This window comes from Shewanella sp. Shew256 (assembly GCF_002196695.1).
GTDB lineage: Bacteria > Pseudomonadota > Gammaproteobacteria > Enterobacterales > Shewanellaceae > Shewanella > Shewanella mangrovisoli.
Genome location: NZ_NAJR01000012.1, coordinates 127,603 through 149,032, shown reverse-complemented (window position 1 = coordinate 149,032; position 21,430 = coordinate 127,603). Strand labels below are relative to the sequence as shown.

The window sequence follows — 21,430 nt, the reverse complement described above, 5'->3', positions numbered from 1 at the left end:
ATGCGCAAGGTAACTGGAGTGTGGATTTAACTGGTACCGTGCTGCCTGACGGCACCTACCCTGTGGTCGCCACCGTCACCGACGTGGCTGGCAACAGCAAAACCGTCACCCAAGATGTGGTGATTGAAACTGCCGCACCAAATGCACCGACCGTATTAATTGTCGATGACGGTAACCCAGGTGATGGTCTGTTAACCGCCGCAGAAATGGGCAACGATGGAGTGCAGCTTACAGTGTCAATCAATGGCACTGATTTTGAAGCGGGTGGCTATGTCACACTCACCATCAACGGTGGCGCAGCGATTGAACTGAGCTTTGCCGACTTCACCGATAATGGCAGTGGCATCCTCACCTTTGGTAGCTATACCTACGCTAATGGCGTCATCAGTTGGAGTGAAACCGCACCTGCCGCAGGCCAAAGCATAACTGTTACTGCGACTCAAACTGATCCTGTTGGTAATTTATCAGCTTCAGGCTCTGACACTGCTACCGTGTATCAACCCAACTCTTGCAGTGTGACGGTTAATGAAAGCAGTCTACGCGATAATATTCCTGATACTTTCTCGAATACTATTAACTTTACCGCGGGTAATCAGAACATTACACAATTCCGTTTTAACGCTTCTTCTATCACTGCGGCAACCAACCTTGCTGTAGGTGTCAGTATTGTTTGGGCAATAGCAGCGAATGGTGCGTTGGTCGGTACTGTCGGTGGTGTTGAGGTAATTAAAGTCACCCTTAGTGGAACTCCTGTGACATCAGGACTTGCTGCAGGCGCTACGGGTACTGTTACCGTTAATGTTGAGCTATTAGACAACATCAAGCAGGTTAATGGATTAAGTGGCGAGAATCTCAGTTCATTGATCAATGGAATCGTCATTGAAGCTATAGGTGCCGATAATAGCGTATTGACCGGTAATGTAAGTATTACCATCAATGATGACGTGATCGCTATTGCTCCAAGTACTGGTTCAGGCGTCAATAGCGCTACAGCCGCAGATATTGTTGGTGCCCTCAATATCCTAGGCGCAGATGGTAATGACCATACTGCTATGGATAACTACAGTGTAAGCCTGAGTGCAAACGTGACTGGTTGGAACGGCACAACGACAACCTTCGCCAACTCAGGCATTACAGCGGGTGGACTCACAGTCTATTACTATGTCGACCCTACTCATCCAAATGTGTTGATCGCCTATACCGATACCAACGGCACAGCTTCTGCTTATACAGGCGCAGCAAATCAGACGTTGATTTTCACCTTAACAACCGATCCAACAACTGATCAATACACTCTCGATATGAATCAGAGTATTGATAAGCTTTCAACAATCCAAATTGCTGGGCTTATTGGAGGAAAAGGTGGTATCGGTGAAGCAGTGTATGTCACTTATGATCCTGACACCCATGGTTATGGTGTTTATAACGATATAACTAAGATTCCAGCAGATGCGGATATCGCCTTCACTCTCACGGCACGTGATGGCAATAATAACGTTGCTCAAGTAAACGGTACTAATAACGGTTTCGGTGTTGCAAACCCATTTGTGGATGGCAATGAAGTATTAATTGTGGATTATTCCGAAGATGCTGCGACCGCAAGCTTTAGCTTCACAGGAGCGGCACAAATCCACTATAAAGCCTATGATGATCAAGGTAACTTGTTACATGAAGGCAATATTACAAGTGGTCAACTCATCCAAAACGTGGGTTCTATCGCTTACATTGAGCTATCTGCACTGAGTGGTACCAGCTTCCAATTCACTGGCACTACTGCACAAACCATTGTGAGTTCAAGCCAAAGCCTCGACCTGAACTTTGTCGTAACTGCCACAGACAGTGATGGAGATAAATCAACTGGTAATCTGAATGTACATTTAGATCCACCAAGTACTACACCGCTTGCGCCTGTAGCACTGACACCTAATACTTTTGCCACCTTGAATGAAGCCGATTTACAAGCAGGAGCACCAGATTCAAGTGTTCAAACACTAAGCTTTAAATCAGGTAGCAACTCGATTGGTAGCTTCCAGTTTGGTGATATTAGCAATATTTCTGTGGTGGGTATCAACGCTCAGATTCATTGGGCACTCAATGACCAAGGCCAATTGGTCGGTACTGTATATGGACGTGAGGCGATTCGCTTAACCCTAGATTGGGATCGTATTAATGCGGGTGAGCAAGGTGATGTCACTGTGACTGCAGAGCTACTAACGAATCTGCCACACAGCGTCAATACCAATAGCCTAACTGTAAATGGTATTCAGGTTATTGCCGTCGATGGCGTAGGTAATACCGCACATTCCAACGTGACTGTCACTGTCGCAGATGATACCAACATCGCCCAAAACGATACGGCTCAACTTGATGTAGTGGTTGATTCCTTTAACTTCTCAGGCATTGTTGCCAACTGGACCAGTACGACTGGAGGCTCCAATGTCAACACATTCGACGGCCCAGACAACGACAGTGGAAAAGACCAACTCCGCTGGGGTTCAACCTATGGTAGTCAGTCAGGTTATGGTTTTGCCGATAATGATGCCGCACTAAATGGCGCATTATCTTTAAACCAAGACATAGTGCTAGGTACATTTACACACTACAACTATTCGATTACTTCAGGTACTTCAATCACTGCAGCGACCATGAAAGTAACGTTTAATGTGACGGATGCTTACGGTGTAGTAACACCAGTTACATTAATGCTGAACTTTAGCCATAATGAAACACCTAATAGCAACGATCCTATGGCATCTCGCGATATCGTTACTGTCGGTCAAACCAGTGTAACCTTCAACTACGAAGGCCAAATGTACACAATGCAAGTTATTGGTTTTAAAGATAGTAATGGTAACATTGTGACATCTATCTACACCAATGAGGATGCTGCAACCAGCTATGAGTTAGTCGTGCGTATGGTGGCTGGAGATGGCTATACCCTGCCGCATACTGATGGCAACGTGCTCACTAATGATGTGGCTGGTGCCGATGGTGCGCTAACCGTAATTGGGGTCGCCACGGGAGATCACACTGATACTGGTGTTTCAGGTCAAGTTGGCACAACGATAGCAGGAACCTACGGTAATCTTATCCTTAATGCTGATGGTACTTACCACTATCAGTTAACGGCGAGTGCCAACACCATTCCAGCAGCAGGTGCAATCGAAACCTTCACCTACACCACCCAAGATGGCGACGGTGATAAAGCAAGCGCCACCTTGAAGATTGATGTCAATCCGATTAATGCCGATGGTATTAATATTGCTGACGCCAATGCTATCTCAACTCAAGGCTCTAGTTTAAATGACACCATCATTGTCGTTGACGGTGAAAGTGCATCTAATCGAAATCAAAAAATATTAAATGTCACACTCGGAGGATCGCATGGTGGCTTTATCACTAATAGCTCTGGTGATGAAGTAGCTGCTACTTATGGCATCCACAAGAGTTATACCAATAGCAGCGCTCAAGTTGTGAGTGGTGGTGACGGCAATGATCATATTGAAACAGGTAAAGGTGACGATGTTATCTATGCAGGTAAGACTGGTACTGCCAACTATGGCTCAGATGATGACCTAGAATTGTCAGTCAATGACTTACTGACTCACCATATTATGACCGGTACTTTAAGTGGCTCCAATAGCATAGTTGATGGTGATGGTCTGCTATTGGCCAATGACGTAGCCTCTCAAAGAGCAGATGTGGTCAATGGTGGTAGTGGCAACGATCGAATTTATGGTCAGTCTGGCTCAGACATCCTCTACGGACACACTGGGGACGATTATATTGATGGCGGTAGCCACAACGATGCTCTTCGTGGAGGCGCTGGCAATGATACCTTAATTGGTGGCCTAGGTGATGACGTACTGCGTGGTGATAGCGGTAATGATACCTTCCTGTGGCGCTATGCAGATGCCGACCAAGGTACAGACCACATCATGGACTTTAATGTGAGAGAAGATAAGCTGGATCTTAGCGATCTACTCCAAGGAGAAACCGCTAATACTCTAGAAAGCTATCTGAACTTTAGCTTAGATAACAATGGTTCAACCGTCATTGATATCGATGCAAACAAGGATGGCGTATTCGATCAACATATCGTACTAGATGGGGTTAATCTGTTTAGCCAATATAGTGCAACCGACAATGCAGGAGTCATCAATGGGCTACTGGGCACTAATGGTAACGGCCCTCTGATCATCGATGCAGCCCCTGTCACACCTGATGCACCACAGGGCGTAACACCATTGACCGATCCACATAACAATAATGGCACTATAATTCCTTAGAAGATCTGTTCATATGGCCTATAGAAATATAGGCCATCATGACCCATACTTCTGATAATCAAATAAAAATCAAAGGATAGATAAGTAGGTGCCTGTTACAGCCTCAGAAAAAGTTGAGCAGTGGACTATTTCCGCTTCACAGCGGGTAATAGTCGACCCTCTACTTGATTGTTTAGTGTTGCTCACTGAACATTTTGGAAATCCATGCTCAAGTGATTCACTTGCGGCAGGCCTGCCTTTGTCTGGAGCAGCATTAACGCCAGATTTAGTCCCTCAAGCAGCCTCACGGGCAGGATTAGCAGCAAAATTATCGCGCAAAGGGTTAAATGAAATATCCCCAATATTGCTGCCATGTATTCTGTTATTGAAAGACAAAAAAGCCTGCATCCTACGCGAACTCAACCTCGAGTCCGATAGAGCGGTGATTCAACTGCCTGAAACTGGTGGTGAAGAAGTACTCACAATAGAGTCGCTCGAAACCTTATATGTTGGCTATTTATTCCTCGTAAAGCAGGAATACCGTGGCGACATGGGGTTCGATGTTTACTTGCATGACAATAAGACCCATTGGCTCGTACAAACCTTAAAAGACTCTGCGCCAATTTACCGAGATGCGTTAATCGCCTCGGTACTGGTCAACATCTTTGCGCTCGTCTCCCCTCTGTTTATCATGAACGTGTATGACAAGGTTGTGCCTAACCTAGCCTTCGAGTCGCTTTGGGTATTAGCTATAGGTGCATCCATCGCCTATCTATTTGACTTAGTCATGCGACAACTACGCAGCTACTTAATTGATGTTGCAGGTAAAAAGGTCGATATTATCGTGTCGTCTCAGTTGTTTGCCAAAGCGATTGGTATCCCTCTAGAAAGGCGCTCCCCCAGTATCGGCGGCATGGCGAAACAGCTCGGAGAATTCGACAATATTCGCGAGATTTTAACCTCAGCAACTATCACCACGCTGGTCGACTTACCGTTTGCGCTATTTTTCCTCATCATTATTTATATTGTTGCTGGTGATTTAGCGGTTATTCCCGTGGTCGGCGGTTTAATCATTATCGGTTTTACCCTTTATACCCAACCCAAGTTAAAGGCGGCGATTGAGGAAGGAAATAAGTTTTCCAGCTTAAAACACGGTCATCTGATCGAAAGCCTCTCGGCACTGGAATCAATTAAAGCCAACGGTGCCGAAGGGATTGTGCAGCGAAGCTGGCAGCAGATGATAGGCCATAGCGCAAACTGGCAACTAAGATCGAAAAAGCTCTCCAACTCAGTTTCCAATATGGCAAACTTCATCGTGCAATTTACGGTTGTATGCGTAGTGATTTTAGGGGTCTACCGGGTTGCCGATAACGCTATTTCCATGGGCGGCATTATTGCGGCAGTGATGTTATCAAGTCGAGCCATAGCACCAATGGCGCAGCTAGCAGGTTTGATGACCCGCGCCAACCATACAGCCAGCGCATTGCGCCAGCTCAACGAACTAATGATGCAAGAAGACGAATTCGAGAACAAAGGCCATCTCGTCAGCAAACAACGCTTGATGGGTAAAATCAACGCCGATCACGTAGGCTTTAGCTACCCAGGTTCTGAAAAGCCCGTACTCTATCCTATGACGCTCACCATTAATCCGGGTGAACGCATTGCCATCATTGGCCGTAATGGTTCAGGTAAAAGTACGCTAGCCAAGTTGTTAGTGGGCCTATTCCAACCCACAACCGGAAGCCTGCGTTACGATGGCGTCGACTCGGCGCAAATTCATCCTAGTGATCTGCGCCGTAACTTTGGCTATTTGCCGCAGGACGTCACCCTGTTCCATGGCACCATCAGAGATAACATTCTGTTTGGAACCCGCCAAGTAACCGAGCATCAACTGATCCGTGCAGTACAACTTTCTGGCGTCAGTCAGTTCACCCACTTGGAAGCAGAGGGGCTGGATCAGCAGGTTGGTGAAGGCGGTATGTCATTGAGCCGCGGCCAACGACAAACCGTTGCGCTTGCCCGTGCAACACTTAACGACCCGCCAGTGCTGTTAATGGATGAGCCTACAGCCAGTTTGGATGCCCGAGCAGAGCAGCAATTTATTCGCTCCATGCAAAATGTCAGCAAGGACAGAACCTTACTGCTGATCACTCACAAAATGCATTTATTACAATTGGTTGACCGCATAATCGTATTGGAACGTGGCCATGTGGTTGCCGATGGTCCTAAAGCAGAAGTGTTAGAAAAACTCAATTTTGGCCTAGTGACTGGAGGCCCTAAAAAATGAGTAAAAATCTAACCGCAAATGATTTGGACATGGTAGATGATGTTTATGGCGCCATGATGACCGATGCTCCCAGCGGGCATAGGCTCATTATTTGGGCCTTAGCGGCAATGGTTGCCTGCTTCCTGTTATGGGCTGGGTTTGCTCAATTAGATAAGGTCACCACAGGTTCAGGTAAAGTGATCCCCTCATCGCAAGTGCAGGTCATCCAAAGCCTCGATGGTGGCATCATGCAGGAGCTCTATGTCCGTGAAGGCGATCTCGTCACTAAAGGCCAACCTTTGGTTCGCATCGATGACACGCGTTTTCGCTCCGACTTTGCTCAGCAGGAACAGGAAGTCTTTGGCTTAAAAACCAATGCGATCCGTATGCGGGCCGAGTTAGATAGCATATTGATTTCGGACATGACATCCGACTGGCGTGAGCAAGTAAAAATCACTAAAAAGGCGTTAGTCTTCCCAGATAATCTGACAGAGGCTGAACCTGCCTTAGTGAAAAGGCAGCAAGAGGAATACAACGGCCGTTTAGATAACTTGAGCAATCAGCTGGAAATTTTGGTGCGTCAGATCCAACAAAGGCAGCAAGAAATTGACGATCTCGCCTCAAAAACCACGACCTTGACCACCAGTATGCAGCTGATTTCTCGTGAGTTAGAGCTCACTCGGCCACTGGCGAAAAAAGGCATTGTGCCTGAGGTGGAATTACTGAAGCTTGAACGCGCCGTAAACGATGCCCAAGGTGAGCTCAATTCCTTACGATTGCTAAGACCTAAGCTGAAGGCCGCATTAGACGAAGCGATTCTCAAACGCCGTGAAGCCGTATTCGTTTACGCTGCCGATCTTCGTGCGCAGCTGAACGAAACTCAGACTCGTTTATCACGCATGAACGAGGCTCAAGTCGGCGCGCAAGATAAAGTCAGTAAAGCGATTATCACCTCACCGGTGAACGGCACTATCAAATCTGTGCATATCAACACTCTGGGTGGTGTTGTTCAGCCTGGTGTCGATATCGTTGAAATCGTGCCCTCCGAGGACCAACTGCTGATCGAAACGAAAATCCTGCCTAAGGATATCGCGTTTCTTCACACCGGATTACCCGCAGTGGTTAAGGTCACTGCCTACGATTTTACCCGTTACGGCGGCCTAAAAGGTACAGTCGAGCATATTAGTGCCGATACATCACAGGACGACGAAGGAAATAGCTTCTACCTTATAAAGGTGAGAACCGAAGAATCCAGCTTAATAAAAGACGATGGCACAGAGATGCCAATTATCCCGGGGATGTTAACAACTGTTGACGTTATCACCGGACAAAGATCCATTCTTGAGTACATTTTAAATCCAATTTTAAGGGCTAAGGATACTGCGCTCAGAGAGCGTTAAGCCTGTTATAAACCGGGAGGTTTGCAATGAAGACTTCAGTAAGACGACAATTTCAATGTTCAAAACTAGCTGTTGTATTGTCAGTGATACTGTTACCACTTTCGGCTCAAAGCCAAACACTAGAGCAAGCGGTAGCATATACACTCGATACCAATCCAGACTTGCGCGTTGCCTTTAACCGCTTCAAAGCCAGAGAAGAGCAAGTAAACCAAGCCATTGCTGGCTACATGCCAACCATTGATGTGACTGGCGGCTATGGTTATGAGCAAACAGACAGTGTATCGACTCGCCGACGTCCTAATGTAGGTGATGTTGATAGCAGTGGTGTTGCTGAGCTGAACCGTGGTGAGTTTGGCGTTAGCTTAAAGCAAATGCTATTCGATGGTTTTTATACCAGCAGTGAAGTTGATCGTTATAGCTTTGAAGCCAGTGCAGACCAATGGGCTCTGCTAGCAGCAGCAGAGGACATGGCGCTGGATGTCAGTAAAGTTTACTTAAACTATCTGCGTACCGATGAAGTGCTTAAGCTGGCAGAGAAAAATCTCAACAGCCATAAAGAGATTTATGAGCAAATCAAACAACGTACCGACTCAGGTTTAGGTTCCACTGCGGATCTCTCGCAAATCACTGGTCGTCTCGCTCGTGCCAATGCTAACGTGATTTCGGCGCGTAATAATTTGCTTGATGCCAAAGCACAGTTTATCCGTGTTGTTGCAGCCGATCCTGTTGATTTAATTCAGCCAGTACCGGATGCGGATCTACTGCCTAAGGACCTCAACTCAGGTCTTACCGATGCGCAGGAAAACCATCCCATTCTCAAATCTGCGGCCAATGATATTCGTGCTGCCGAAAATGAGCGTTCTTCAGTACAAGCCAGTTACTACCCTCAGGTTTCGTTAGAACTGAATGGTAACTGGAACAATGATGTCGGCGGTGAAGATGGTGTTAGTGCATTAGCCAGCCAAAACGTCGGTGGCTACAACAACGATCTCGTGGCTATGGTGAGAGTAAGATACAACCTGTTCGCAGGTGGTAAAGATCTCGCCCGCGAAAAAGAAACCGCTTACAAATTAGGTGAAGCCAAAGAAATCCGTCAACGCGCACAACGCGAAGTGGTTGAAGGCGTGAACCTGGCTTGGAACGCCTATGAAATGTTAGCGCCGCAAAAGCAATATATCCGCGACCATGTAATGGCGGCAAAAGATACTCAATCAGCCTACGCCCAACAATTTAACTTGGGTCAACGCAGCTTACTCGACTTACTCGATACCGAAAACGAACTGTTTGAGGCGCGTAAGGATTACTTACAGGCCGAGTACGATGAAATCACCGCCAAATATCGTGTACTCAACTCAACTGGACGTTTACTCGACTCCTTAAAAGTGACTCGTCCAGAAGCATGGCGTGGTGAACGCAACTACGAGGGAGGAGCCAACCAATGAAAACCGCAATCCTATTTATGAGCGTGGCACTTTTAGCTGGTTGTTCCATGCGTGATACAGTTAATATTGAAGAAATGACAACGACTCAAGCCTATGATCTGTCGGATAAAGATGGTGATGGTGTGATTGAGGCCCGTGAGCGCTGTAACGACACCGCCAAAGGTGCGGGGATTGATAATTACGGCTGTGGTCAAATAAAAGCAATCAATGAGCGTAAGGATATCAATATCTTATTTCCAAACGACTCAGCTTATATTGCACCAGAGTACTATCCACAGATTGAAGAAATTGCGATGTTTTTACGTCAATATCCCACGACCAAAGTGACCATCGAAGGCCACACGAGTCGAACAGGTACTGATGAACGAAACGCCGTGCTGTCGCAGGAGCGTGCCGACGCCGTGACTGCGGTACTCGCCGATCGCTTCAGTATCGATAGAGCAAGACTAACCGCCATTGGCTACGGCTCCAGCCGTCCATTGGTGTTGGAACACACGCCGGATGCTGAAACACGTAACCGTCGAGTGGTCGCAGAAGTCACTGGTGATGATACGACGGCAGATATGAAATGGACCATTTATTCTGTCGATGAAACAACCAAATAAAGGCTAACAGAATAGGCTATGAACGGCAGGCTGGGAGATAAAAATTCGTTTTTGCGGGCCTGTCGCTTAAGCCTAATCGCGTCTGCGCTAGCGGTCGGCTGTTTGTATGCCAGTCCGACCCAAAAGCTAGATGAAGCCAAGATTACCTCAACGCTGGAGAAGCGTTATGGTGAGCGCGCGGGTATGCGTGCAAGAGCTTGGTTTAAAGTGGTGGCAGAGGCCAGCACACTCGATGAAAAAGAAAAACTATTGAAAGTGAACAACTTCTTTAACTTATTCCGTTTCGTCGATGACATAAAATTATGGGGAGAATCAAACTATTGGGCCACTCCGATGGAGTTTATTGGCGTGAATGGTGGCGACTGTGAAGACTTTTCCATTGCCAAATATTTCACACTACTCCAATTAGGCGTGCCCGAAGATAAGATGCGGATCACTATGGTTAAAGCCACTAGCGTGAATCAGTATCATATGGTGTTGGCTTACTATGACACCCCTTCGTCTGTCCCTTTAGTTCTCGATAACCTCGACCATGTCATTAAACCTGCCACCCAGCGTAGAGATCTCGTTCCTGTTTACAGCTTCAACGGTAAACAGTTATGGCTGAATAAAGAACAGGGACGAGGCGTTTTAGCAGGCTCGTCGACACGACTCGAAAAATGGAATGACCTTAACCATAGGTTAGGGGTTGACCGACTCAGGCAGCCCAAATTAAAACTGGAGTAGCACCAAAGATGACACTGTTTAGACAGATATATTCGCTGCTTTTTAGCCTGTTCTTGCTGGTTGTTGCAAGCCTTGGCTATGTGCAATTTACTGAGACACAAAGCTTTTTGACCAAGCAAATGGAATCGGATCTAAACAATACCAGTACCTCGCTTGGGCTCATGCTTACTCCTGCACTGCAAGCTGGCGATACCGCCGCAGCCGAAACCTTAGTTAATGTGATTTTTGAGGGCGGCTATTACAAGAACATTAAGCTGACCTGGATGGTTGATGGCAAACAGCAAGAATGGAACAATCCACTCAAAATTGAAGACGTTCCTCAGTGGTTCATCAATTTAAAGCTATTTAAGACCATCAAAAAAGAAAGCACTATCACTTCTGGATGGTTACAACTCGCTCAACTAGAAATCACCGCTCATCCTGGCTTTGGTTACCATGAGCTATGGCGAATTATGTCTAATACCATTATCGCCTTCTCACTCCTCTTTTTAGTCGCTATTTTCACCGCAAGATTAGGTTTAACTTGGATTTTAAAACCGCTGCATGCCTTATCTGATCATGCCAAAAAGATCGCAGCACGACAGTTTGGCCCCGACATGCCATTACCTAAGACCACAGAACTCAAAGACTTGGTTACCGCATTCAACAGCATGTCGGCCCAGCTTAAACAACTCTTCCAATCACTCGATGAAGAAGTCGGCTCTTTACGCAAAAAGAACCTCACCGACCCAGCCTCAGGGTTACCTAATCGCCAATACGTGGTCAGTCGCCTCAATGGTTGGTTGAGCGAGCCGAGTAGCGGCGCCCTATTCTTAGCTAAACTCGACTGGCTCGAAGAAGTTCACAGTAAATATGGCTATCAGGTTCGCGATGAAACCATTCGCCTATTAGCCGAAAAACTGGTTCAACAGTTAAATGAAATCACCCCATCGGTTATTGCGCGTATTGCTGCGTTTGAATTTGCGTTCCTCGTTACCGATGTCGAGCACGATCAAATCAGTAAGTACCTGCAAACCCTGATCCGCACCATCAACCAAGAAATCTCTAAAGCGGGCTGTAAGCCAAATGAGAATTTTGCCATCGGTGTTGCTGAACGCATCGGTCAGATGAAGGTGTCAGATATTCTGGCGCAGGCGGATAACGCGCTGCAAAAAGCCCTGAAGGAACATAAATCCTTCCATTGGTTCGAAACCACAGAGCAGCAGTTGTTCACGCGTGAGCAATGGCGCGACAACTTAAGCCATGCTATCAGCAATAAGAAATTTAAATTCCGCTGGCAGCCGATTCAATTTTGTAATGGCGATGGTATCGCCCAGCGAGAACTCTATTGCCAACTCGAGCTTGGCGATAAGGTGGCCCATGCAGGCCAGTTTATGCCCTATATCGAACTGCTCTCACTCGGCTCTCTACTCGATAAGTGCCTGATTGAGACTGTGTATGAGCAAAAACTACTTGAGCGTAACTATGAGCCGCTGGCAATCAACCTGACGCATCAGAGTATTAGTGATACCCAGTTCCACGACTGGCTCAATCACTTCCTGCGCAGTACGCCACAGGTTGAACGCATCTGCTTTGAAATCCCCGAAGCCGGCGTCTACAGCGATTTAGAATCCTGTGTGCTGTTATGCAATATTATTCGTGATAATGGTGCTAAGTTTGGTATCGACCACTTTGGCCGTCAATTTGGCTCAATGTCGTACCTTCAAGAGCTAAGACCAAGTTACGTTAAGCTCGACCAATCCTTCTCCTACTACGACGAAGCCTCACATAATAGCGAGCTCTGCCGCGCTATTATCAATGTCGCTAAGGGATTAGATATTCAGGTGATAGTGACAGGTATCCAAGAGAAAGCACAGCTAGAGCGCTTTAACGAGCTTAAAACTGATGCCTATCAAGGCTTTATCGCCCCACCAGAGAATATTGACTAAGTCGGATCTCGTTACATTAAGGCTCCTTAGGGAGCCTTAATTATTTGAGGGGTGAGTGAATAAAGTATCGCAGCACCTCATTGCGCAATCACGACGAAACAACAAGGCACGAATAAAGACGTTTAAGAGACAGATACAAAAAAGCCCCAGTGATTCCGAAGAATGCTGAGGCTTCAATGTAATTGGTCGGTGATAGAGGATTCGAACCTCTGACCCTCTGGTCCCAAACCAGATGCGCTACCGGACTGCGCTAATCACCGTAACTGTCAACTATTTGCTTGAAAACTCAAGCGCGCTAGTCATGCGAAGAATGTGGTCGGTGATAGAGGATTCGAACCTCTGACCCTCTGGTCCCAAACCAGATGCGCTACCGGACTGCGCTAATCACCGAGATGTTAAATGAAATGGGGTGACTGATGGGGCTCGAACCCACGACAACCGGAATCACAATCCGGGACTCTACCAACTGAGCTACAATCACCACTGACTTTCACTTTACTGCTAACCTCAAGCTCACAACTCATTCGGAGAGATGGTGCGCCCAAAAGGATTCGAACCTTCGGCCTCACCCTCCGGAGGGGTGCGCTCTATCCAGCTGAGCTATGGGCGCTCGCCTTGGTTAGCGCCGCATATAGTATGGACAAATAGCCCTTGAGTCTATAGCTGTTTTGCACTTTTTTTACTGACTGCTCAAGTTTTGATACATTCGCATGCTTTTTCAGCGGAATGACAGCGCAAATATGGCTTGGATGTTACGGTATTTCGTGTTAATTATAACGTTTGGTAAACAATTAACGCAGAACTGATTAGTGAGTATCATGTTTAGGGATGAAGATGGAACTACCCCGCCTCGAGCTCATGAGGTTGAACGCTTAAAAAAGAGACTGAATCGCCTCAAATATTTGGCGCATAAGTATAAGCGTGCCGAAGTCGTTCAAAATGCGTTACTCGAATTATCCCATATTGCGACTCAGGTTCCTTCCCTCGAAGAATTCTATCTAGGTGTGCATCATCACCTAAAGCAACTGATCTCTGCCGATAATTTTTTTATTGCCACTCTAGATGTGAATAGCGGAGACATTTCGGTTCCCTTCTTCGCAGATGAAAAAGACGCCCACCCCGCCCAACTCTATCCCGAGCAATCACTTTCCACACTGCTACAGCAGGGCTTAACCGGCTATGTCTTTCGCACTGGCGAAACCGTATTGTGCGATGAGGCTGAAGTTGACGAACTGGTTCAAGCGGGCGAGATAGTCAATCTCGGCTCACCATGTCACCTATGGTTAGGCGTCCCCATAAAACATGAAGGCATAGTGACCGCGGTACTCGTAGTGCAAACCTATGATACCAATGTGAGTTACGGCGATATCGAGGTCGAATTAATGACCTTTATTTGCCACCACATTGCCGGCGTAATGGAAAGGCTTAAACATCAAGAACAACTAGAACAAGCCATTCAGCAACGCACTAAGGAACTCAGCCAAGCCTACGATAAACTCAAGCAAGAAGTGTATGAGCGCCGCAGAGCCGAGCGGCTGCAAAAATCATTATTTGAGATCGCAGAGCTGGCAAGTTCAGGTTCTGACAACCCAGACTTCTATTCCCAGCTGCATAATGTTATTCGCCATCTGATCCCTGCCAATAACTGTTATATCGCACTTTTAGATGAAGAAGGTACTCACCTAACCTTCCCGTTTTACGTGTCGCAATTAGGCAACCAACATCCAGGCTCTAGGCCCTTGCAGGATGGGTTGACCGAGTATGTGCTGAAACACAAGCGCCCACTCTTGCTCGATCAAAATGATATCAATGAGTTGATCCAATCAGGTGAACTCTACGCAAAGGCACCAACGCTGAACCACACTCAAACAATGCATCAATGGATAGGTATTCCATTGTTTATTCATGACGAAGTGCGTGGCGCCTTGACCATTTACAGCTTTAGCATGACCCAAAACTACCAAACGAAAGATTTGGAGTTGCTGACGTTTGTGTCTCAGCATATTGGTGCTGCCATCGAGAAAAAACTCGTCGCGGAATCATTACGCCGTAGCTATGAAGAATTAGAAGAAAAAGTGGCGGCCCGCACCACGGCTCTTGCCGAGTTGAATAAGGATCTTGAAAAAGAAATCCGCCAACGTCGCAATATGGAGGCCAAGCTCGTCCATGATGCTAAGCACGATGCACTCACAGGGCTGCCAAATCGCGCCATGTTTATGGAACGCCTCAACCAAGCCATTAAACACGTGCGTCGCCATAGCCTAGAGCAGTTTGCCCTGCTGTTTATCGACCTCGACCGCTTCAAGCAGATTAACGACACTATGGGGCATTTAGAGGGGGATAGATTCTTAATTGAAACCGCCACCCGCCTACGCGCCTGTATTCGCAGTAACGATACCTTAGCCAGACTCGGTGGCGATGAGTTTGTTATTCTGCTCGATAGCATTAATGGTATTAACGATGCCCGCGATGTGGCCGAGCGGGTGATTCAAAAAATCTCACTCTCTTATAAATTAGGCGCAGTGGAATTCCACTCAGGCGCGAGTATCGGCATCACCATCAGCGGCAACAAGCTGGATACTAGCGAGTCTATGCTGCGCAATGCCGACACCGCCATGTACCAAGCCAAGGCGAATGGCAAAGGCTGCTATGTGATTTTCGACGATAGCGCCTCTCAGCAAAAGATGCAGGATATTGCCTTCGAGAATGACTTTAAACAGGCGCTGCAAATCGGTGAGTTACAGCTTCAATTCTTACCTGTTGTCGATTTACAGACACAGCAAACCCAAGCTTTAGAATGCCGTTTAACCTGGGAACATCCACAGTGGGGTACCATTCCACAGGAGATCCTCAGCCAGTTAGCCGAGCAAGCTAACCTTATGGTCGAACTGGATAAGTATACGATTAGCTTGCTGGATAAGAGTTATCATCAACTGCTGGCCAGCCAAGGGGATAAAGTCGAATTACACCTTATGCTGTCGAGCCAACATCTAAAGCATAAGCACGTACTACGCGGCCTTAAAAACGCCCTAAAACAGACTAAACTTGCGCTGCCGCAGCTATGGCTGTTTTTTAATGAAAAGGCGTTAGTGCTGGAAACAGAGAATCACATTAATGGCTTTGAGTTGTTGAAAAAGCTGGACGTGAACTTGGGTATCAGCCACTACGGCAGTGGCCACAGCTCATTAAATAGTTTGTTATTCTTACCCATCAAGGGCTTAAAGCTCGATGGGAACATCATCAAGCAACTGCCGGATGAACAGCATATTAAGCTGATGTCAGCCTACCAGAAAGCTGCCTCGACCTTAGACTTACAAACCTTTGTCGATGGGCTGCAATCCGCAGAGCAGATTAAGATATTCCAGGCCTTAGGTTACCGCTACGGCCAAGGCGGTGCCTTAGCTCACCCTTTTTTATTGGCAGACACCACACAACAGGTCTGTGCCTGAATGCAGTGATCACATGATAAATCCTGTGATTACTGCTTTTTAAACATATCCCTTAAATTCGAGATATGGCTGCGCCCGGTCTGCATACGCTCCTGCTCGGTTTGCTGCGGTTTACGGTTTTCCCAAATAAGGTCATCCTGCGGTAACTCATGCAGGAAACGACTCGGCTCGCAGCGCATGGTTTCACCAAACTGGCGACGCTCACGGCAGAGGGTAAACCATAGCTCGCGTTGCGCGCGCGTAATCCCCACATACGCCAGACGACGTTCCTCGTCGACGTTATCTTCATCTATGCTGGTTTGATGCGGCAGAATGCGCTCCTCAACCCCCACCATAAACACGAAGGGGAATTCCAGTCCTTTAGAGGCATGCAACGTCATGAGCTGCACCTGATCGCCGCCTTCATCCTCGCTGTTACGCTCCATCATGTCCCTAAGCGTCAGGCGGTTAACTACCTCAGGTAAGGTCATAGGTTCTTCTAACTCATCCCCCGAGAGCATTTCTGTCACCCAGCGATACAACTCGGAGATGTTTTTCATCCGCATCTCGGCGGCCTTGGCGCTGGTACTGGTCTCGTATAAATAGTCTTCGTAATTAATCTTACGGATCAATTGTTTTACCGCCTCTACGGGCTCGCCTCGCTCTGCGTGCTCCCCGGTATCGACAATAAAACGGCCAAATTGATACAAGGCCGACATTGCATTAGGCGGTAAATGATGATTCAGCTCAGGGTCAAAAATCGCCTCAAACATGGAGATATGTTTCTCGTTTGAGAAGTTGCCCAAACGCTCTAAGGTTGACGGACCTATGCCGCGCTTAGGCAAGTTCACCACCCGCAAAAAGGCGTTATCATCGTCGGGATTTACCACCAATTTGAGGTAGCCCATGATGTCTTTAATCTCGGCACGGGCAAAAAACGAGGTGCCACCACTTAGCTTGTAGGGGATACGGTTAGTCATCAGTGCCCGTTCGAGCAGGCGAGACTGGTGATTGCCCCGGTACAGAATCGCGTAGTCACCAAATTGGGTACGGCCAACAAACTTGTGGCGAATGATTTCAGCAACAACACGCTCGGCTTCTTGCTCCTCATTGGCGGCAAACAGCACCCGCATCGGCTCACCATAAGCCAGCTCGCTAAATAACGACTTATCATACACATGGGGATTGTTGGCGATAAGGATGTTAGCCGCCCGCAAAATACGTTGGCTTGAACGATAATTCTGCTCGAGTTTAATCAGCTTAAGCTTTGGAAAATCTTTGCCCAACAGCACTAAGTTCTGCGGCTTAGCCCCGCGCCATGAATAGATAGACTGGTCGTCGTCCCCCACCACGGTAAAACGTGCGCGCTCGCCCACCAGTAACTTAACCATTTCATACTGGGAAGTGTTGGTATCCTGATATTCGTCCACCAGCAGGTATTGGATCTTGGTTTGCCAGCGCGTTCGCACTTCCTCGTGATGCCTTAGCAATAGGGTCGGTAGCAGAATTAAGTCATCGAAATCTAAGGCGTTGTAGGCTTTCATATGCTGGGCATAACGCTGATACAACATGGCAAACAACTGCTGCTGTTCATCCTTTGCCAGCTTGCGTGCCTGGTCGGGAATGATCAGCCCACCCTTCCAGTTGGAAATAGCTCCCGCAAGGGCTTTGAGTAAGTCTTTATCTTCCTGTAATTCTTTTTGAGTCAGCTCTTTAAGGAGCGCGAGCGTGTCTTGATCATCGAATAACGAGAAACCTGGCTTTAATCCCAGCACTTTATGCTCACGTTTTACAATCTCAAGCCCCAGTGTGTGGAAGGTCGAAATCCACAAACCTCTAGCCTCTTTGCGCCCCATGGACTGTGCGACCCGCTCCTTCATCTCGCGCGCCGCTTTGTTGGTAAAAGTCACCGCCGCGATATTGCGCGCATTGTAGCCACACTTTTGCACTAGGTAGGCAATCTTGTTGATAATTACGCGTGTTTTGCCACTGCCCGCGCCCGCTAACACTAAGCAGGGACCCGAAACATAATGAACAGCATCATTTTGGGCAGGATTGAGTTTCATCTTCGCGCAATATCCAAACAAGTCTTCAGAAGGGGGATGGGATCATAGCAGAAGCTAAGGTTTTAAGGCCAACAAATCCCCTTGCAATCGTTATTACACCGCCGTGACAAAGCGCGCAATCGTGGAGATGAGCGCAACCCAATCCGCGGCTTTACTTTTGAAAGCTAACGTACTGAGTTACAATTCATCCATTCAGCAAAGAGGCGGACAAGATTATGATCAATCCAAAGAAAATCGAAGAAATGGCGAAGCAACTGAGCGACAGTTTGCCCAGCGGTCTTAAGCAATTTGCCGGTGAATTTGAAGAGCGCAGCAAGCAAGTGCTGCAAAATCAATTGCTCAAGTTAGATCTGGTTTCCCGTGAAGAATTTGAAGTACAGCAGCATGTTTTACTAAAAACCCGCGAGAAGTTAGAAGCCCTGCAGGCACAAGTGAACGAGCTTGAGAAAAAGCTTAACGCCGCGGACTAACTTATAATGCATGTTTGAAAGAGCACAGTTAGCGATAGCGCAGCTGTGCTTTTTTGTTTTTAACACTTCAAGCATTGAGTCACTTAGGGAAATGATGCAACAACTCGCCAGCTATATTCTCGCCATTCAAGGTTATCCTAGCCCGATTTCAGTGGTGAGCCACACCCAAGAGCAGCACAGTTATCGGGACGATAATGCGGAGATTTGCGAATCTTTGACCTTGTATCACTTTGACAACGGGGTTGTGGTCAGCCTGTTAAGCGAGCAAGATACACAGGCTGATGAGTCAGACATGGTTTGTGCAGATTATTGGCTAAGCTATCGCGTCGTGACGGCCGATATCGAGATTTCGCCGCAGCAAAAGTCCTTTAGTAATCTCTGCCAACAAGGCTTTTGGCTTAAGATGCAGCAAGGGCTTACCGAGTGAGAATAGTTGTGGGCGCCAAGACTTAAGCGCTCGAGTTAGAATCGTCAGGGAAGAAGACAATGGATACCGCAAGCACCACTTTCTATCAGGACTATCTGCTTTGGGGATTGTTACTCCTTGGCGGCCTGCCACTGCTCAGTTATCCCTTTGTGGTCCTCGCAAGCCTGATGGGGCTTGCCAGCCGCACCACGATTAAAGTGCACTGGTTTTACCGACTGATGAATAAGAGTTTTCTGTGGGGAACCCTAGCTTATCCCTTAGTGTACATTCCCTGCTATTGGCTCGCGCGCGGGGAGAACAGTTCATTATCCTTAGGCTATGCCAGCCTGCCACTGCTCTTTTTAGCACTGCTGTACCTGTGCTTTCGCTGGATGGATGTACCAACTAAAGACAAGCACACAGATAACGGTAAAGATCCAGATTAAATCTTCTGCTGCCGTGCGTATTTTTGTTTAAATGCCTTATGGTTAGCCTTCACCAGTTTCCAACGGCTACAGCCGTTAAAGCGCGCATACTCAGTGACTGCCGCCTCAAATGCTGCACAAAAGTCATCATCCATACCATCGAATCCAGCTTCTAAGGTCAGCTGCTGTAATAGCAGTAAACCGCTTTGCCGCTCGGCTTTAACATCGACTCGACCAACGAAGCGGTCACGCCACAAAATTGCGAGGGAGTAATAGCCATATTGGCGTTTTTCGGCGGGCACATAGACTTCAATTTGATAATCAAAATCGAACCATTGCTTTAATCGTTGCCGCTGAATTAATAGATTATCGAAGGGATTGAGCAACCAGACTCGATTGGGTAGCGCAGCGGTTATTTGCAGCTCGGGACGATAAAAATACCATTGCCCTTCGGCCTTAAAGCTTGCCAACTCACCTTGGGACTGCATAGCGGCTAATTGCTCAGACACGTGCGCTTTTATGCCTTTGCGCAGATACGCCATTTGCGCCGCCGAGCCAAAGGCATGGGCATCGAGATAACGTTCAATCAAATGGCGAGCAAATTCGCCCTCGCTCGGCGCTTGGGTATTGATATGACTTGGGAGCACACGCTCGGTAAGATCATAACATTTTTGAAATTTCTCCCGCCGCACCACCATTAGCTCACCGCGCATAAATAAGTGCTCTAGCGCCTTTTTGGCGGGTTTCCAGTCCCACCAGGCGCCATTTTTACCTTCGGTATGCTCAAAGTCACTGGCTTTAAGTGGCCCTTCGGCGCGAATGCGGGCGCGCACTTCCTGCATCACCTTATCGTCTGGCTCGAACCAATGTTTTCCGCCATTTTGCAGCAGCTGTTTACGCTGCAAACTAAAGCGATAATCGGCAATGGGCAAATAGGCCGCCGCATGGGACCAATATTCAAAAATCTCCCCCTGCGCCAACGCAGTATCTAGCATCTGCGTTTGATACTGCGGCATCCGGCTGTGTAACACATGGTGATGTGCCCGCTCGACCACATTGATAGAGTCGATTTGCACATAACCAAGGCGGCTAATCAGCTCGCTAACCGAAGCATGAGGTTGCAGCAAACCTTGCTGCTGCATATTCAGCTGTAACCACTCGCGGGGTGAAAAAGGGCTCGACATGCACTCTCCAAAGGCCAATAACAGTGAATAACAACCTCAAATTGATGCCCTTATCGGCTTATTATCCAAGGGATAGTTGTCTCACTTTTGTCGGATATTTCGCAAACTTAGCGCCAATTCGCCAGCTCACGGGCAACTTGAGTTAACATAAGCCATTTCCTCGCTAAGGGCTATCGCTTTACCTTGAGACGAACGATGCGCTCATTCAAGGTTAGCCCGTCATTAAGGATTGATGAATGAATATCTATTATCGCGAAGCCAAACTCTGCGGCCGCAAAACTGGCAACGGCACTAAGCTGCCATTTTTGATGAATATGCTGTACTCACTCGCTGCAAAGAATGGCGATTTGCAACCCTTTGCCATGGAGGATATTCAGGCCGTCCTGTTTAACCAGCATCAATCCATTGGCTGCTCCATCAAAGCAGCTTTGCCCATAGTCTCTTGGCGTAGCGAAGCCATTTGGTACGAGCTATTCAAAGGTGAAGCGCCCGTATATCTACCCCAATGCATTACTTTTACCAATGGCGCCGTCGACTTTGCGATTGTCGTGATTGGCGATGAGTATGAGTTACGTATTTGGCCCGACGCCAATAATCGTGAGCGTGAAAGACACCAATGGTTTTCACACCATGCCGCCGTCTACTCGGATGAAACCGAAATCTTTAAGGAATGTCTTGAGACCTTACTCAAACATATCCGCAAGGAAGATGACTACGAGGCCAAACACCCCAAATTTGGCAAAAAGCCCCAAGCCGAGACCTAAGATTTAGCTCGTATCTGGGCAATTGCCATAATTTTGCCACTATTGATCAGCA

At 47.4% G+C, this 21,430-nt stretch carries 13 protein-coding genes, 4 tRNA genes and 1 pseudogene; 12 read left to right on the top strand and 6 right to left on the bottom strand.

Translation table 11 applies throughout. From position 1 onward, the window contains the following. Positions 1-17: 17 nt before the first annotated feature. The 7 genes and pseudogenes from B5P39_RS18915 to B5P39_RS18885 form a co-directional block, all read left to right on the top strand. Positions 18-4,289 (top strand): annotated as a pseudogene (locus B5P39_RS18915) (beta strand repeat-containing protein); the annotation flags it as partial. Between the two features lie 88 nt (positions 4,290-4,377). Further along, entirely contained in the window at positions 4,378-6,555 is a 2,178-nt protein-coding gene (locus tag B5P39_RS18910; protein ID WP_088212631.1) for a type I secretion system permease/ATPase, read from the top strand. Further along, positions 6,552-7,934 (top strand): HlyD family type I secretion periplasmic adaptor subunit, encoded by a 1,383-nt coding sequence (locus B5P39_RS18905; RefSeq protein ID WP_088212630.1) that lies wholly within the window; start codon positions 6,552-6,554, stop codon positions 7,932-7,934. The genes B5P39_RS18910 and B5P39_RS18905 overlap by 4 nt, the downstream gene beginning before the upstream one ends. A gap of 26 nt (positions 7,935-7,960) precedes the next feature. Continuing rightward, positions 7,961-9,376, top strand: a complete 1,416-nt coding sequence (locus tag B5P39_RS18900) for a TolC family outer membrane protein (protein WP_088212629.1) — start codon at positions 7,961-7,963, stop codon at positions 9,374-9,376. Then, complete coding sequence (locus tag B5P39_RS18895; protein ID WP_088212628.1) at positions 9,373-9,981, top strand: OmpA family protein; 609 nt, start codon at positions 9,373-9,375, stop codon at positions 9,979-9,981. The genes B5P39_RS18900 and B5P39_RS18895 overlap by 4 nt, the downstream gene beginning before the upstream one ends. 18 nt (positions 9,982-9,999) lie before the next feature. Further along, positions 10,000-10,707, top strand: a complete 708-nt coding sequence (locus B5P39_RS18890) for a transglutaminase-like cysteine peptidase (protein WP_088212627.1) — start codon at positions 10,000-10,002, stop codon at positions 10,705-10,707. An 8-nt stretch (positions 10,708-10,715) separates the two neighbouring features. Beyond that, on the top strand, positions 10,716-12,635 hold the full coding sequence (locus B5P39_RS18885) for a bifunctional diguanylate cyclase/phosphodiesterase (RefSeq protein ID WP_088212626.1): 1,920 nt from the start codon (positions 10,716-10,718) through the stop codon (positions 12,633-12,635). Between the two features lie 183 nt (positions 12,636-12,818). Here the strand turns inward: B5P39_RS18885 and B5P39_RS18880 are convergent. From B5P39_RS18880 to B5P39_RS18865, 4 genes are all read right to left on the bottom strand, one after another. Further along, positions 12,819-12,895, bottom strand: a tRNA-Pro gene (locus tag B5P39_RS18880). A 53-nt stretch (positions 12,896-12,948) separates the two neighbouring features. Continuing rightward, positions 12,949-13,025 (bottom strand) — tRNA-Pro (locus B5P39_RS18875). A 15-nt stretch (positions 13,026-13,040) separates the two neighbouring features. Beyond that, a tRNA-His gene (locus tag B5P39_RS18870) sits at positions 13,041-13,116 on the bottom strand. 52 nt (positions 13,117-13,168) lie between these two features. After that, positions 13,169-13,245, bottom strand: a tRNA-Arg gene (locus tag B5P39_RS18865). Between the two features lie 208 nt (positions 13,246-13,453). On the opposite strand from B5P39_RS18865, the gene B5P39_RS18860 reads away from it, so the two are divergent. Further along, a complete protein-coding gene (locus tag B5P39_RS18860) occupies positions 13,454-16,084 on the top strand; it encodes a sensor domain-containing diguanylate cyclase (RefSeq protein ID WP_088212625.1) in 2,631 nt (876 codons plus the stop codon). Positions 16,085-16,113: 29 nt separating this feature from the next. On the opposite strand, the gene rep is transcribed toward B5P39_RS18860, so the two are convergent. Then, positions 16,114-18,129, bottom strand: coding sequence for a DNA helicase Rep (gene rep / locus B5P39_RS18855; RefSeq protein ID WP_011621182.1), 2,016 nt, complete (start codon positions 18,127-18,129; stop codon positions 16,114-16,116). A 215-nt stretch (positions 18,130-18,344) separates the two neighbouring features. On the opposite strand from rep, the gene ubiK reads away from it, so the two are divergent. The 3 genes from ubiK to B5P39_RS18840 all read left to right on the top strand — a co-directional run bounded on the left by ubiK (position 18,345) and on the right by B5P39_RS18840 (position 19,451). Next, the gene (gene ubiK, locus B5P39_RS18850) at positions 18,345-18,599 is read left to right on the top strand and encodes a ubiquinone biosynthesis accessory factor UbiK (RefSeq protein WP_011621181.1); all 255 of its coding nucleotides are present in this window, start codon (positions 18,345-18,347) and stop codon (positions 18,597-18,599) included. 94 nt (positions 18,600-18,693) lie between these two features. After that, the gene (locus B5P39_RS18845; RefSeq protein ID WP_088212640.1) at positions 18,694-19,026 is read left to right on the top strand and encodes a hypothetical protein; all 333 of its coding nucleotides are present in this window, start codon (positions 18,694-18,696) and stop codon (positions 19,024-19,026) included. A 59-nt stretch (positions 19,027-19,085) separates the two neighbouring features. After that, a complete protein-coding gene (locus B5P39_RS18840; protein WP_088212624.1) occupies positions 19,086-19,451 on the top strand; it encodes a hypothetical protein in 366 nt (121 codons plus the stop codon). On the opposite strand, the gene B5P39_RS18835 is transcribed toward B5P39_RS18840, so the two are convergent. Beyond that, positions 19,448-20,614, bottom strand: a complete 1,167-nt coding sequence (locus B5P39_RS18835; RefSeq protein ID WP_088212623.1) for a winged helix-turn-helix domain-containing protein — start codon at positions 20,612-20,614, stop codon at positions 19,448-19,450. The genes B5P39_RS18840 and B5P39_RS18835 overlap by 4 nt on opposite strands. Before the next feature lie 236 nt (positions 20,615-20,850). Between B5P39_RS18835 and B5P39_RS18830 the strand changes: the two genes are divergently transcribed. Continuing rightward, on the top strand, positions 20,851-21,378 hold the full coding sequence (locus tag B5P39_RS18830) for a hypothetical protein (RefSeq protein WP_088212622.1): 528 nt from the start codon (positions 20,851-20,853) through the stop codon (positions 21,376-21,378). Positions 21,379-21,430: the final 52 nt, after the last annotated feature.

What these genes read in the sequence shown, in the direction of transcription:
- B5P39_RS18905 (WP_088212630.1), top strand. Translation starts at nt 6,552, where the DNA reads ATGAGTAAAAATCTAACCGCAAATGATTTGGACATGGTAGATGATGTT.
- B5P39_RS18900 (WP_088212629.1), top strand. Translation starts at nt 7,961, where the DNA reads ATGAAGACTTCAGTAAGACGACAATTTCAATGTTCAAAACTAGCTGTT.
- B5P39_RS18895 (WP_088212628.1), top strand. Translation starts at nt 9,373, where the DNA reads ATGAAAACCGCAATCCTATTTATGAGCGTGGCACTTTTAGCTGGTTGT.
- B5P39_RS18890 (WP_088212627.1), top strand. Translation starts at nt 10,000, where the DNA reads ATGAACGGCAGGCTGGGAGATAAAAATTCGTTTTTGCGGGCCTGTCGC.
- B5P39_RS18885 (WP_088212626.1), top strand. Translation starts at nt 10,716, where the DNA reads ATGACACTGTTTAGACAGATATATTCGCTGCTTTTTAGCCTGTTCTTG.
- B5P39_RS18860 (WP_088212625.1), top strand. Translation starts at nt 13,454, where the DNA reads ATGTTTAGGGATGAAGATGGAACTACCCCGCCTCGAGCTCATGAGGTT.
- rep (WP_011621182.1), bottom strand. Translation starts at nt 18,129, where the DNA reads ATGAAACTCAATCCTGCCCAAAATGATGCTGTTCATTATGTTTCGGGT.
- ubiK (WP_011621181.1), top strand. Translation starts at nt 18,345, where the DNA reads ATGATCAATCCAAAGAAAATCGAAGAAATGGCGAAGCAACTGAGCGAC.
- B5P39_RS18845 (WP_088212640.1), top strand. Translation starts at nt 18,694, where the DNA reads ATGCAACAACTCGCCAGCTATATTCTCGCCATTCAAGGTTATCCTAGC.
- B5P39_RS18840 (WP_088212624.1), top strand. Translation starts at nt 19,086, where the DNA reads ATGGATACCGCAAGCACCACTTTCTATCAGGACTATCTGCTTTGGGGA.
- B5P39_RS18835 (WP_088212623.1), bottom strand. Translation starts at nt 20,614, where the DNA reads ATGTCGAGCCCTTTTTCACCCCGCGAGTGGTTACAGCTGAATATGCAG.
- B5P39_RS18830 (WP_088212622.1), top strand. Translation starts at nt 20,851, where the DNA reads ATGAATATCTATTATCGCGAAGCCAAACTCTGCGGCCGCAAAACTGGC.